Below are 13,505 nucleotides of genomic sequence, written 5' to 3' on the forward strand. Positions count from 1 at the left end.
GTCGTTCCGGTTTTCCGTCGAACATGACGACGCCAATCTGTACATCGGCATTGAAGCCAGGGACGACCGCCTGACCTTGGTTCCGGGGCGCGAATCGTGGAAACAGGACGGCCTGCGGGTCTTCATCGACGGGCGGAATATCTTTACCGTGCAAAGCTCGCCCGGTGGCAAGGAATTCGAGGAGTTCTTGCTTGTGGCGTTGAGCCCCGGCGAGGGGCAGACGCTCTACCGGGCCGCGGACCTGCCCGAGGGCGCGCGCGCGGTATGCGTAACCACGCCGGACGGCTACAATATGGAGATAGCGATTCCCGCGGCCTATCTCGATGAGAAAGCGGGCATTCCCTGGCAGACGGCGCGCGTCAATATCTGCATGACCGATGTGGACGGTGACCCGCTTGACCCGCGGACATACCTGTGGTGGCAGCCGGACTGGAACGGCCCGGGCGATAACCCGCAGTCGGGCGTGTTCTGGCATGTGAAGCCCACGGTCACGGCGCCGGGGGAAGAGGGCGAGATCCCGGCCTTGCCCTGATGCAGCCGGGGAAATGCGGCGTCAGCGCGCTTTCATGCTCGACATTTCGCGCTCGATCGATTCGCTGCTGATATATTCGCCGCCTCTTTCGCGCCAGAAGTGGAGTGCGTTGACGGCGTCTTGATCTTCGTTCAGCTTGCGCAAATCGACGATGGTCGGCGTCACGAAAATGAGCAGATGACTGAAGTCGGCTTCTGACTTGCGCGACCGAAACGGCACGCCGAGGATAGGCACGGAACCGATGATCGGGACGCGCCGTTCGCTCTTGCGCACCACGCGCGTGGTAAGTCCGCCGATGACCAGAGTCTGCCCGTTGGGCACGACCACAAGACCGGTCTGTGACCGCTTCGAGAAGACGGGCAGGTCCACGCCGCGCAGATTCTCAATGCGCGCCACCTCGCTGACGTCCAGCTGCTGCAGGTTCAATTCGATGGAGTCGTTAGGCAGAATCGTGGGCACAATCGACAGGTTGACGCCGATGTCTTCAAAGGTGATGCCGAGCTGCATCGCGCCCTTTGCGTCGTACGTCACGCTCTGGTATGGCACCTGGCCGCCAGCCTTGATGATGGCGGCGCCGCCGTTGACCACCAGCACTTCCGGCTTCGATACGAGGTCCACGTCGCGTTTCCGCTCGACGGCGCGGAATGCCGCTTCGACGGTGCCGTAACCAGGACTGATCACGCTCGCAGTCAGGCCGACGCCGCCTCGCGTCTGGATCGCGTTCGCGAGGTTGTTGTCTTCATCGGGGCGCAACGGCGGCGGGAACAACGTCTGGTCCGGGACCGGCAGCGTTACGTCCTCAAAGTCGGAGACCGGGTCGAAGACGTTGGTGGAGACCTGCTGCAGCGAACCGCTCTGTTCTTCGCCGCGCACGAACCGGGTGTAATCAAGGTTCGCGCCGATATCGCGCACGCCGCGTTCGTTCGTCTCGCTGATCAGCACCTGAATCTGGACCTGCCGGATGTCCTGCGGCGCGGGCGTTTGCGCCCATGCGGCCCCGCCCAACAGGACGCATGACAAGAGGAGATGTGGGACCGCGCGCCGCATTATTCTGTACCTCCGCCCAGACTCGACGTGATGTCGTCCTTAGGAATAGGCCCGGTGATCTGCTCGCCCAGGTTCTGGGGAAGTTCCGTGATACCTTCCACGATGCCCGTGATGACGTCCCTTGGAGAGCCGCGCTGGGATTCCGCCTCGATTTCCTCTTCCATGAAGCCGAATTCGCCGCCGACCGTATAGGATGGGCGCCACTCTTCCGCCTTGAGCAGGAAAACGAGTTCGCGCCGGCCCTCGGTGCTGTCCTGGCTGCCGAGACCGGTGGAAAGCGGCACCTGCGGCAGGGCGATGGGCGAAAGCCGCGCCACGGTCGCATTCAGCAGGTCTTCCCCCTGGATCAGCCAAGGCAACGTTGTCAGGTTCTTGTTCCGCGTGTTGCGATACAGCCCGCCCAGCACCAGGACCTGTCCGTGCTGGACCCAGACCCTGGTGGATATCTCGCGCGAGACGAACTCCGGCACGCTGATCGCGTTCGTATTGCCGGAGAAGGGATTGTTGGCGCCGGCGAGCTGGTCGTCAAGCGCTACCGTGATGCGCTGGCCCTCCTCCTTCACCGACGCCATAATCTCCAGGTTGATAAACGTGTCGTTCGTCGTGTTCGGGTTGCCGTCGTCGTCGATGACCCCCAGCGCCTTTACGCTGAGCATCACGCCGGTCGGTCGGAACGTGGTCACTTGCACGGCTGTCGCGCCCACGACACGCGTGTCCTCGAAGGGGATGTCCTGCGTTGTTTCAATCTTCGTGGGCACTTCCTGACCGACCATGACCATCACCTTGGGCTGCGCGAGGATCGACGCGCGGTTCTGGTCGACGAGCGCTTGCAGAACCGCCTCGATGTCGCCGTAACTCGTGGTAAGCCGGTCCAGGAACACCGTGATGCCGGAGAAGGTGTTGGCGGGGAACGTGAGGTCGGCGCTGGTGATATTGCCGTTGCCGCTGCTGACGCGCAGATACGGCCGGACTTCATTGCGCTGCTTGAAAAAAGCGCTCAAGCCCGTATCCACGCCCGTGGTCGTTTGATATTCGATGATCTTGACCGAGACGCTGACCTGCTTGCGCTCTGGCGCCGGCGCCGGCGCCGGGGCGGCGGGCGCAGCCTCGGGTGCAGGAGCGGGCGCAGCCTCGGGTGCAGGAGCGGGCGCAGCGGCTTGGTCCTGCGCCGCGGCCGTCATGAGGGACGCAAGGCAGAGCGCTACAAGGCCCATGAGAGGAATGGTCTTCATTGTGCTCCTATCGCGTATACGAACCCACGCACTCATAGCGAACGATGTTCTCGATGACGTCGAATTTGGAGAATTGGACGCTGAATGCGCGAACCTGTTTGGGCGCGAGCGTACCCAGGTTGACCGTCTGTGTCTCGTAAACCATCGCGCCGAACCCGTATATGGTAACCGTGACTTGCACCTGTTGGAGCGGCGTCTGGCTTCGGTTTACCACCTGACCGCTGACGTTGTAATAGATGTCGCGGTAACTGCGCGCATACAGCTGTTCCCGGCCGCTGCGGAATGAGGCCGTGTTGAATATCACGAGCGGTTCGTTCTCGGCCTCGCGGCGCAGCACTTCTTCCGGCGTGAGAACGATGAGCCGCCCGTCGGCTGCGCGTTCGACCCGGGTGCGGATAGTCGCGTCGTGCTCGAGTTCCGGCCACTTCACCAGCAGATCCTCATAGACCGCGCCGGCCTCAGCGTACTGTCCGCTGCGCCAGTAGGTCTCGGCCAGTTCAAGGTTGCTGGCGAGGTCGCCCGGGGCCGCGGCCACCTTGGCTTCGGCTTCTGCCACTCGCTCCGCCGTCTGGGCCGTCGACGGATAGTGCTTGGCCATTTCCTCCTGCAACAGGACCAGGTATTCCCTGCTGGCGCCGGCATATTCGCCGTTCGGTGCGAGCGCAAGGTAGTCGTTGAAATAATTCAGCGCGTCTGGGAACCCGCTGATGCGGTAGTACGTCACGCCAAGGTAATACCGGGCGTCGACCCCCGCGCGGGTATCCGGGTATTCCGACACAATGTGGTGCAGACGCGGCAGCACATTTGAATACTCACCCGCGTCCAGCCGGATACGCGCCGTCTCCAGTTCTTTGGCGGCGCCGCCTTCATCTGCCGGGCCGGTATTGTCCGTATAACTGACGCCGGCAGGGGCAAGCACCGCGCCGGGCGTCGTACACCCTGCCGCGGCAACCGCTACACATAACAAGAGGAACGCGTCCTGATGTCTGCCCGGCCTTCTCTTTCGCGGGTCCGCTTCGGACCGCTGGGTCTCCAACTGCATGAATAGGGTTTCTTTTCCGGTTATCGCATTATTCCTTGAGCCGTTCGAGCACCATCGTTGTCAGGTCGTCCGCCTGAATGGGCGTTTCCAGCGACGCCAGGTATCCCTTGGCTGCGACAAGGTCATATTCACGCATCTGACCGACCTCGACGATGACGCGCACAGCGTGGTCGCTCGCCTGACTCATCAGATAATAGAACTTCGCCGTACCGCGCTCGATTTTCTTCTTGACCAGTTCCGCGTACTCCGGGGTCGCCTTAATCACCGCCTCGTAGTCCACTTCGCCCGGCTTGTTGAAATCCGCCGCATTACCCCAATAAATCCTCTGTCCGTCCATCTTGTCCGGCGGTATGGTGTAAGTGCCTGCGAGCACAGGAGATACCAATAGCATGATTGCCAGGGCCGCCGTGCCCCATGCCTTCATTCGCATTGGTGAAGAGTCCCTCGATGTTGTGGGCCAGCCGCGCGCCGCCTCACGGACCCTCCACCCAGCCGGCCCGGTCACATAAACGCGCTCTCTAATCGATAACTCTATGTGACGAGGTGCGGATTGTCAAGTAAGAACCCGCTTCCGAAACGGATATCTTCCTCCTAATTGGACGTCAGCCTGCACGATACTATATCAAGCTTCTCTGATGCCAGGCGTTACGCCCGGGTATCAGCCTCGGGGCCGGCCGGCTAGACTCGGCCTTGTCCTTTGTGAATCTCGCCAGCCGCGGAAAGGTTTCCCGGCCCGTCAAGGGACGGCTCCCCCGGCGTCCCTCATTATAGACAAAGCGCCGGGTCGCGTCACGCCCGCCCAAGGCCTGTTTGCCCCGGGTTGCTCTGGTGGTGCGCCTCGCCGGTGCGCGATGAGGTTCTGCAAGGTCTTCCTCAGCGCGCAAGTGACGCGGCGTCAACGGATTGAGCGTATTCTCCGTTTTCTTTTTGATTCGCGCTGCGTGGTGACTTTAGAATGCAGCGTCGTCCGGCGTGTGGGATACGGGGTTGTCTGAACGCGCAAGAGCGCGCCCCCGAACCTGTGAAAGGACTCCTGATGAAGCGGGTATGCTTCTGGTTGTTATGCATGCTGGCGTTTTCCGTCGCGGTTGCCGCTCAGGATGCTGATGCGGGGGCATCGAGCGCGGGCGCCGGTGCCGCGCCCGCGGCGGCGCCTGCGGCCTTCGCGGAAATCTGGACGGAACCCGGCGCGTACACCCAAGCACCCCGGGTTACGCTGGACGTTGCCTTGGCGCCGAGCTATCCGGTGACGAGTCCGGTCCCCTTCGAGTGCAGGATGCGGTCGTCCGGCCGTCATCCCGGCACCCGCGTGACCATGACCCTGACCGATGCGTCGGGGACGGTCGTTGGGAGCGAAGAGATCGTGGAAACGCTGTACGATGGCCCGAACGCATGCCGTTTTCTATGGGATGCGCGCGATGCGGCGCCGGGCGCGTACAAGGCGGTGTTCGAGGCGCGTTACCCGGGCGACGACCCGAGCGCCGTCTTTGAGGCCACCGTCCGGAAGGTCACGGAAGAGCATTTGCGGGCCGAACAGGCGGCAGTAACGGCGGACGCGGCCGCACTTCGGAAGAACCTGGACACCGCCCTTTCCCGGGGGACGCGATTCCCGGAAATGGAAATGCGTTTGGCTCTGGTGGAGGAGTTTCTCGGGCGCGCGGCGCAGGACCTTGCGGCAGGGGCGTGGCGCAGTCTGGACGCCAAACTCACCTATGGCCGCCGCACGTTGGAGAGCGTCCGCGCTGGTCTGGCCTTTGGCGCGGCGCCCGTGGTGCTGACGTCCGCATCCCGGCCTGACTTGGGGGTGCTCGAGGTGCGGGACGGCGGCTTTTTTGCCGGAGATGCCCCCGTGTTCCTGTTCGGGATCGTATTGCGGAGGCCAAATGCCAACGCGGTGCACGTGCTGCCGCGCTACGGGCTGAACTTGGCCGTTTTCGAGATTGCCCCCGAGGATACGCTGGATGCCTCGGGCGAAGTGCTGCCATACCAAGGCGAATTTGACGCGCTGTTTGCGGGCGCGCAGGCCGACGGTGTGACGCTGCTGGCGCAGCTTGCGCCGCACCGGCCCGGCGCCGCCCTGCTGGATGCCCACCCCGAAATCGCGACCGCGGGTTTTGTGGATGTTGCGCATCCGCTGCTGCAAGAGCGGTTCCAGCGCCATATTGATACGGTTGTGCCTTACCTTGCCGCGCAGAGCGCGGTCAGCATGCTGAGTATCGTGCATACGCCGCGCTTCCGTTTCCTGGAGGAACCGGTGCGGCAGCAGTTTATCGCGCACGTGCAGACGCTCTACGAGGACCGACAGGCGCTCAATCAATCCTGGCGCGCGCATCTCGCCAACTACGAGGAAATCCTGATCGGCGACGCGCCCGGCCAATATGATTACCGGCAGAAACGGGCGTATCAGTGGGACTGGCAGGTCTTTCACCGCGGTCTTGGCGTGCAGTACCTCCGGTCGTTGCGCGACGCCGTGAAGCAGCTCGCGCCCGCGAAGCCGCTCATGGCAACGCTGCCGGACAACGTGTTCGAGCCGGGTGAATCACGGGACGGGCTGGACCGGGAAGCCGTCGCCGGCATGATGGATATCACGGGCTGCACAACCCGGCTGAGTCCCGCCAGCGACCTGTACGCGTACCGCTATCCGGACCAGTCGGCCTTTTGCACCGTGATGCGGTCGATGGAGCCCGAGAAGCCGGTGGTGTGCGCCGAGAATCAGATTACGGTCGACGCCTCACTCACGCCCGGCTATGCGTATGGCTACGTCTACACCGCCGTCTGGGACGCCGTCGTCTCCGGGTTGAGCGCCATGGCGCTGCCGGGCGACAGCGCCGTCTTTCTGCGTCCGGAAACGTTCGAGGCGTTCGCCGCCGCGGCGCTCGATATCAACCGGCTCTCGCCCGTGGTGCATGCGATCCAGCGCGCGCCCGCGGATGTCGGGATTCTGTGGAGCGATTCCGCCAAGGTGTTCGACGATGGCGACCCGTACCTGCTCTCGGCGCGTTTCGCGTACGAGGGGTGCTCCTTTTCGGGCTACGCCGTGCGCTATATCACCGAGAATCAGTGCGTATCGGGTGACTTGGGCCTGCTCAAGGTGCTCGTGATTCCGGAAACGCCCGCGCTCCGGAACGACGCGTTTGCGGCCGTCCAGGGCTTTGTCGAGCAGGGCGGCACCGTGGCGCGCGTGGGCAAGCCCATTCCCTACAACGAGCGGGGCCACTCGCGGCAGGACGTTATCCGCAACACCTCCAACACGGTTCTGGTGCGCGGGATGAATCTGCCGACCGAATACCTGCACGCGATGGATGCGGCGATTGTGCTGGGATCTCTGGAAGATATCAGCCGACCGATCAACGGCCACGGCTATCCCCTCGAGGGCGTCAAGACGCGCATGGTCGAGTGGCAGGGCGACACGTACCTTTTCGTCGTGAATATGCGGCCGGAACCGATCCTCTGTTATCTCTCCGGCGCGCAACATGCGGGCACGGACCTGATCAGCGGGCGCCGCGTAGAGTTTCCGAATCTGCTTGACCCGCTGGAGCCGATGCTGGTCCGCCTGGACTCGGCGGTGCCGGAGAAAATACTGACTTCGCGCTGACCCGGGCGCGTGCGGCGTTACGGTTCCACGGAGGAATCAGGCACCGGCCGGCCGGCGATGCTGGTAACCCGGAACCGGCCCGGCGTCAGATAACTGCACAGCAGTTTTCCCGTCATCGCGCGGATAATGCCCCCCGCATGCGCCTGCGTGCGGTGCCGCGGCGTTTCGCCCGCGGCCAGCTGCACCAGTTCGAGCAGGTGATACATGGGCACGTTGCGCAGCGAAATGCTTAGCTGCCCCGCCAGGCTGAACAGCCAGGAACAGCCGCCGCAATAGTCGACGGCGAAATCCGCGGCTGCGTCGCGCAGTTCACGCAGGCGCGTCCGCGCGGTGCGCAGCGTATCGCGCAAGCTGTGCCGCGCCGCGCCCGCGCACATCCCGCAACAGAGCGCGGACTCGCGCGTGTGCGCCGGTTCGACCACCGTGACGCCGATCCGTTCCAGCAGGCCGCGCACCCCGTCGAAACAGACATCGCCGGACGCTTTCGGCCAGCAGTTGTCGTGGATGACCGCGCGCTTGTTCAACGGGCGCACGTGGATCAGGCCTGCCGCGATGCGCTCGCCGATCCAGTCGTACAGCGAAATGACCTCGCAACCGAGGCGAACGCCAAAGACGTCCGGGTACACGTAGCGGAAAAGATGGTAGCCCGCGAGGCAGGGCACGAGGAGCCGCTCGAATCCCATGCGCCCGAACTCGTCGCGTAGCCGTTCCGCAACGACCCGCTCGGCGTCCCAGCAGCCCATCCGGTACAACGGCTCGCCGCAACACAAATCGAGGGAACCGAAGACAGGCACGCCGCGGAACAAGGCGGAATCGAGCAGGAACGGCTGGAGCAGGGCGTTGCAGCCGGCGTAGATCATGGTGTCAGCCTTGGGCGGGCGGCGCCAGTTGCCTTCCCACGCGCGCACCAGCGCGCGCTCGTCCTCGGGCAGCCGCGCCACGGCATGCACGAACAGGTTTTCGCGCTGGTAGGGGAGCACGAGCGCCGCGCGCGCCGGGAGGCCCCGCTCCCGGTACCGCGCGTTCCACCGTGACACGATCAGCGTATGCGGGTTGGCGTCCGTGGGGCAGAAGCTGTTGCAGGCCATGCAGCCGGTGCATCGCGCAAGCACGGGCGCGCCGCCGGTTTCGACGAGCGCCTGGAATTCCGATTTCGCGCGTTCGACAGGATATTCAAGCACCGGGCATCGTGCGAGGCATTCGCCGCAGTAGTCACAGCGGTCCCGCAGGAATGTTTTTGACAGCTGGAACGGTTTCAGGGCCATCCAAGGGGCTCCCGTTGTCGCCAACGAACACGGACGGGCTCGGGCAAACCGCCCTCCGTGTCCTTTCTTTCACTTAGCGCCGCATGTTACTCGATGGGCGGCACATAAAAGCGGGCCTTGCCCATTTCCTGGCGGAGAAGCGTGCCGGCCAAGAGGTCAAAGGCCAGTTTCCGGTGCCGCCGCGCCGGTTTCTCGCCGATCGCTTCCTGGACCAGTTCGATGACGTGATACACGGGCTGCGGTGTTCGAGAAACGTATTTTGCCGCCGATTGCGTTTGCAGACAGCCGCTGCAGTACACGGCGATACGCTGCGCGCCCGAAGCGCGCAGGTTGGCCGCGCATGCGCGCTGTCCGGAAATGATGTCGAACTTGCCGTACCCGGCCTCGTGCGAGAAGCCCGCGCCGATGCCGCAGCAGTGCGCGCGCTGCCGGCTCCGGGGCGCTTCGACGATGGCGCATCCGATCAGTTCGAGAATGCGGCGCGGCCAGTCGTAATAGGCTTCCTCATATATCTTGGCATGGCAGGAGTCCTGCACCGTCACGGTGACGTGGTTGAGCGGATTAGAGATACGCAGCGCGCCCGACGCGAGCCGGTCATGCAGGAGCCTGATGAACGACACAAATTCGATGCCGGAGAAGTCCGCGCCGAATTGCGGCAGCACGTGCGACAACACGTTGAGGCAGGCCGTGCACGAGGCGTACACGCGCTTGACGCCGAGCCGCCGGAAATAGCGCGTGAGCTTCGCGGCGACCTGCTCGACCTGTTCGTAGAGGCCCATGCGGAAATACATCTCACCACAGCAGTATTCGAGGCCGCCGCGGATTTCCAGCCCGTCGAACAGCTTCGAAAACGTCAAGTAAGGGCTCGCGACGATGTTGCAGCCGGGGTAGAACACCTCTTCCGCCGGGTCGAGGCGCTTCCAGGACTCTATGGCCGCCCGCTGGTCCGCGGGAAACCGCGCGACGGCGCGGGTGCGGAAATTCGGCTCGCTGTGCGGCAGGAAATACCGCGCGCGGACGGGCAGTCCCTCGCGCTGATATTGGCGATGCCAGATGTCGAGGAACAGGTTGGTGGGACGACAGTCTTCCGGGCAGACAAGGTTGCAGGCGAAACAGCTCGTACAATCACGCAGCACCTTCTCCGTCTTTCTGGAAAGCGGCGTCCCATCCGTCCAATGCGCCACGAGGGCCGCAAAATGCTGTTTGGCGTCCGCTTCCGGCAGTCGCATTACGGGGCATTCGGAAAGGCACTGCCCGCACGCGGTGCAGCGCGCTGCATCGAAGGGTTTTCGCTCATATTTCCGGAAGGGATGCAAGGCGTTGCTCATGGGTTGCCTCCCAGGCGCGACGACTATAGCACATCGCCGGAAAGAGAGGAATTGGCAGAGAGTCATTGCCCGACTCGACAAACCGCACGGGACGCGGCGCGAACGGCGCCGGCCGGGCCTGTATCGCCGGGGGTTCGCCGTCTCGTGTGCGGATCCTGGTCATTGAGGTATAATCGAGTGCGAGAAAGGGCGTTCAGAGGGCTGCGGGCGGTATGTGTGTCTTGTTGGGTGGGGTGGTTTCCTTTTGTCGCTGAGCAAACGGAAGAGGATTTCCTGGATGAAAAGAGGCTTCTTGGTGAGTGCGGCAGTGATGGTGTGCGCATGTTCTCTTGGCGCGGAGGCGCAATCCATTGACCAGGCGCGCGGCGCGGACCCGCGCGTGGATTATGCGGGCTTGACCCGATTCGGGCCGTGGGACGACCGCAACTACGCCGTGACCGCCGAGGACCTGAAACTGCTTGCGCCCAATGAAGAAGAACTCAAGTGCGGCATCCCGGTTTTTTATCGTGTCGAGTTGCGGCGCCGGTTCCCGCACTGGATGCGTACGGGGCCGGTTCAGTACCCGCGAGCGGCGCGGCAGATGTTCGAGATCGAGTACGGCGGCCTGATGATAGACGGCGTGGTGCAGGCACGCCGGGCGAAAGCCGGCCGTATCCCGGCGCCTGTAAACGCGGAAATCCGGCTTAATGAGGTATTGGGTGCGAACGAGATCACGGTCGAGATCAACCCGGTGTTCCCCAACCGCGTCATAGCGGGCGCAAACAATATTTACGGGCAGGAGATGTACTATTCCGCCGACGGCGGCCTTACCTGGCACATCCAGGGGACGTTGCCGAGCACGTGCTGCGACCCCACGGTCGGCTGGTCTTCGGACGGCCTGACCGCCTATGCGGCCTCGTTGAGCGCGGGGCTCGGGGTGCATTTCTATCGTTCGACGGATTTCGGCGAGACGTGGAGCACCGCCCTTGCGTTGACGACATCCGGGAGCGACAAGGAATTCCTGCACGTTGACATCTCGCCGGCTTCGCCGCACAAGGACAACATCTATCTCACGTGGCACGACGGGAACGTGATGCAGTTCGCGCGTTCGCGCGACAAGGGCCTGTCGTTCGATCCCATCGTTGCATTCCCGGACGCGCCGCGCGGCATCGGCAGCGATATCACCACCGATACCGCGGGCAACGTCTATTACTTTTACGGCGCGTTCTCGCCGCAGAATTCGGTGATGATGCTCAAATCCGCCGACGGCGGCAGCACTTGGGCGCCCGCCTCGGTGGTGGGAGACACGAACGGCGACTTCGACTGGCCGGTTCCCTCGATGGAGACGCGCCGCGCGTGGATTTATGCCGCGGCGGACGCGGACCGCTCGGGCGGACCCTATGACGGGACGATCTACTGTTCCTGGACGGACACGACCGCGCCGGAATCGACCACGCCGGAGAACAATCACACGCAAGTGCACGTGGCATATTCGCGCGACGGCGGGGGAATCTGGAACTTCTCGATTCCCCATCCCACAGATGACGCCTTGACCGTGGACCGTTACAACCAATGGCTCAGCGTGGACGCCAACGGTGTGGTCCACGTGGTGTATTACGACACGCGCCACTCGGCGAACCGGTCGGGGGTTGACCTCTATTACACGTTTTCGACCGACGGCGGCGTAACCTGGCTCGACCCGCAGCGGGTTTCGTCGCAGACCTCGAACAACTTGAGCGACGGCCAGGAATGGGGCGACTACAACGGCATCTCGGTCATGTATGAGAAGATCATTCCCGCGTGGACCGACAACCGCTTGGGTCCGCCAGACCACAAGGACGTCTACGTTGCCGACGTGCTGAATGTGACCGCCGAGCCGGGCTTCCTGCTCGCCGCGGACAATCTGCAGCAGGTCGTCTGCGTGCCCGGCGGCCTCGATGATGTGACCATCGACGTCACCGCAATGCAGGACTTCGTCAATCCCGTGACGCTCTCAACCTCTGGACTGCCCGCGGGCGCTACGGCCGGTTTCTCGGTTAATCCGGTGACGCCGCCGGGCCAGACCGTGCTGTCCGTGTCGCTGGACGCGAGCGTCGCCGCGGGCCTGTACGAAATCGGCATCTCGGGTTCGGCGACTGACGCGGAAGACCGTACGCTCACGCTGCGCGTGCTGGCGCAAGACGGACCCGCCGGACCGCCCCTGCTGCAGCTCCCCGCCGACGGCGAGCCGAACGCGGGCAGCCCCGACGTGCCGTTGTCATGGGGTGCGGTCGAGGGCGCCGTGGAGTACCGCGTGCAGGTCAGCGCGTCCAGTGGTTTCGGCACGACCCTGTTTGATGAGAAAGTCGCTGAGACCGGCTTCCTTGCCACGGGACTGACCGAGGACGCGGCCTACTACTGGCGCGTGGCCTCGATCAGCAGTTGCGCACAGGGCGATTTCAGCGCGCCGTTTTCATTCGTAGCGCACACCGTCCCCGGCCAGGGCAGTGACATATGCGATGCCGCGCCCTACGTGGTCGAAGGCGTTGCTTTGAACGGCACGACGGCGGGCGCCTCGGGCACGGACATCACTTCGTGCGCCTATGGGGACAATCTGGATGTGTGGTTCTCTTACCTGCCGCCGGAGGATGGGCTCGCGGCAATCAGCCTGTGCGGCAGCAGTTATGACACGACCTTGGCGGTGTTTGACGCGTGCAATGGGTCGGAACTTGGTTGTAACGACGACTATTGCGATGTGGGTTCGCAACTCTCCGTCTATGTTACTGGCGGCGAGGACTATTTCATCCGCATTGCCGGATACGGCGGCGCGGCAGGCGATTACACCCTGCTGGTCATGCGTTCCGGCGGCGGCGGGAACGAATGCGAAAACAACCTCTTGGCCGACGGGGGCTTCGAAACGGGGACGCCGAACGCGGGATGGCAGGAGTACTCCGAGAATTTCGGCACGCCGCTCTGCGACGGCAATGCCTGCAACGAAAATGTTGGTTCGGGGCCGCATTCCGGTTTCTGGTGGGCATGGTTCGGCGGCATATCCTCGGCTGACGAATATGGCTACGTCGAACAGACGGTCGACATCCCATCCGGCGGCACAGCGACGCTTTCGTTCTTCCTCGAGATACCCACGGCGAACACGTCGGGCTATGTGCGCGCTCTTGTAGACGGCACGGCGCTCTTTGAAGCGACGCAGGCGGATCAGGCGCTCTACCCAGCATATACGGAGGTCATCCTGGATGTCTCGGCTTATGCGGACGGCGCGCCGCATACCGTGAGAATTGAAGGCGGATCGAGCGCAGGCGAAGTTTTTAACGCCTTTGTGGATGACGTATGCCTCGTTTCAGGCAACGGAGGAGAGGGTGAAGGTGAAGGAGAGGGTGAAGGAGAGGGTGAAGGAGAGGGTGAAGGAGAGGGTGAAGGAGAGGGTGAAGGAGAGGGTGAAGGAGAGGGTGAAGGAGAGGGTGAAGGAGAGGGTGAAGGAGAGGGTGAAG

The 13,505-nt window shown here is 63.5% G+C and carries 9 protein-coding genes; 3 read left to right on the forward strand and 6 right to left on the reverse strand.

From position 1 onward, the window contains the following. On the forward strand, nucleotides 1-532 hold a 532-nt coding region (locus KA184_07325), incomplete at its 5' end, for a hypothetical protein (protein MBP8129379.1). A 21-nt stretch (nucleotides 533-553) separates the two neighbouring features. Here the strand turns inward: KA184_07325 and KA184_07330 are convergent. The 4 genes from KA184_07330 to KA184_07345 are packed head-to-tail and all read right to left on the reverse strand — an operon-like array spanning nucleotide 554 to nucleotide 4,283. Beyond that, on the reverse strand, nucleotides 554-1,579 hold the full coding sequence (locus KA184_07330; protein ID MBP8129380.1) for a type II and III secretion system protein: 1,026 nt from the start codon (nucleotides 1,577-1,579) through the stop codon (nucleotides 554-556). After that, complete coding sequence (locus tag KA184_07335; GenBank protein MBP8129381.1) at nucleotides 1,579-2,811, reverse strand: hypothetical protein; 1,233 nt, start codon at nucleotides 2,809-2,811, stop codon at nucleotides 1,579-1,581. Before KA184_07335 ends, KA184_07330 begins: the two co-directional genes overlap by 1 nt. A gap of 7 nt (nucleotides 2,812-2,818) precedes the next feature. Beyond that, complete coding sequence (locus tag KA184_07340; GenBank protein MBP8129382.1) at nucleotides 2,819-3,853, reverse strand: FxLYD domain-containing protein; 1,035 nt, start codon at nucleotides 3,851-3,853, stop codon at nucleotides 2,819-2,821. 28 nt (nucleotides 3,854-3,881) lie between these two features. Further along, nucleotides 3,882-4,283 (reverse strand): hypothetical protein, encoded by a 402-nt coding sequence (locus tag KA184_07345; protein ID MBP8129383.1) that lies wholly within the window; start codon nucleotides 4,281-4,283, stop codon nucleotides 3,882-3,884. Between the two features lie 606 nt (nucleotides 4,284-4,889). On the opposite strand from KA184_07345, the gene KA184_07350 reads away from it, so the two are divergent. Beyond that, nucleotides 4,890-7,448 (forward strand): beta-galactosidase, encoded by a 2,559-nt coding sequence (locus KA184_07350; protein ID MBP8129384.1) that lies wholly within the window; start codon nucleotides 4,890-4,892, stop codon nucleotides 7,446-7,448. A 17-nt stretch (nucleotides 7,449-7,465) separates the two neighbouring features. On the opposite strand, the gene KA184_07355 is transcribed toward KA184_07350, so the two are convergent. Both KA184_07355 and KA184_07360 read right to left on the reverse strand, forming a co-directional pair. Then, complete coding sequence (locus KA184_07355) at nucleotides 7,466-8,713, reverse strand: (Fe-S)-binding protein (GenBank protein ID MBP8129385.1); 1,248 nt, start codon at nucleotides 8,711-8,713, stop codon at nucleotides 7,466-7,468. Between the two features lie 86 nt (nucleotides 8,714-8,799). Then, a complete protein-coding gene (locus tag KA184_07360) occupies nucleotides 8,800-10,041 on the reverse strand; it encodes a (Fe-S)-binding protein (GenBank protein MBP8129386.1) in 1,242 nt (413 codons plus the stop codon). Between the two features lie 277 nt (nucleotides 10,042-10,318). Between KA184_07360 and KA184_07365 the strand changes: the two genes are divergently transcribed. Next, nucleotides 10,319-13,505 (forward strand): exo-alpha-sialidase (locus KA184_07365; GenBank protein MBP8129387.1); only part of this gene is annotated, 3,187 nt, incomplete at its 3' end.

This window comes from Candidatus Hydrogenedentota bacterium (genome assembly GCA_018005585.1).
Taxonomy (GTDB): Bacteria; Hydrogenedentota; Hydrogenedentia; order Hydrogenedentales; family JAGMZX01; genus JAGMZX01.

What these genes read in the sequence shown, in the direction of transcription:
- KA184_07330 (MBP8129380.1), bottom strand. Translation starts at nt 1,579, where the DNA reads ATGCGGCGCGCGGTCCCACATCTCCTCTTGTCATGCGTCCTGTTGGGC.
- KA184_07335 (MBP8129381.1), bottom strand. Translation starts at nt 2,811, where the DNA reads ATGAAGACCATTCCTCTCATGGGCCTTGTAGCGCTCTGCCTTGCGTCC.
- KA184_07340 (MBP8129382.1), bottom strand. Translation starts at nt 3,853, where the DNA reads ATGCAGTTGGAGACCCAGCGGTCCGAAGCGGACCCGCGAAAGAGAAGG.
- KA184_07345 (MBP8129383.1), bottom strand. Translation starts at nt 4,283, where the DNA reads ATGCGAATGAAGGCATGGGGCACGGCGGCCCTGGCAATCATGCTATTG.
- KA184_07350 (MBP8129384.1), top strand. Translation starts at nt 4,890, where the DNA reads ATGAAGCGGGTATGCTTCTGGTTGTTATGCATGCTGGCGTTTTCCGTC.
- KA184_07355 (MBP8129385.1), bottom strand. Translation starts at nt 8,713, where the DNA reads ATGGCCCTGAAACCGTTCCAGCTGTCAAAAACATTCCTGCGGGACCGC.
- KA184_07360 (MBP8129386.1), bottom strand. Translation starts at nt 10,041, where the DNA reads ATGAGCAACGCCTTGCATCCCTTCCGGAAATATGAGCGAAAACCCTTC.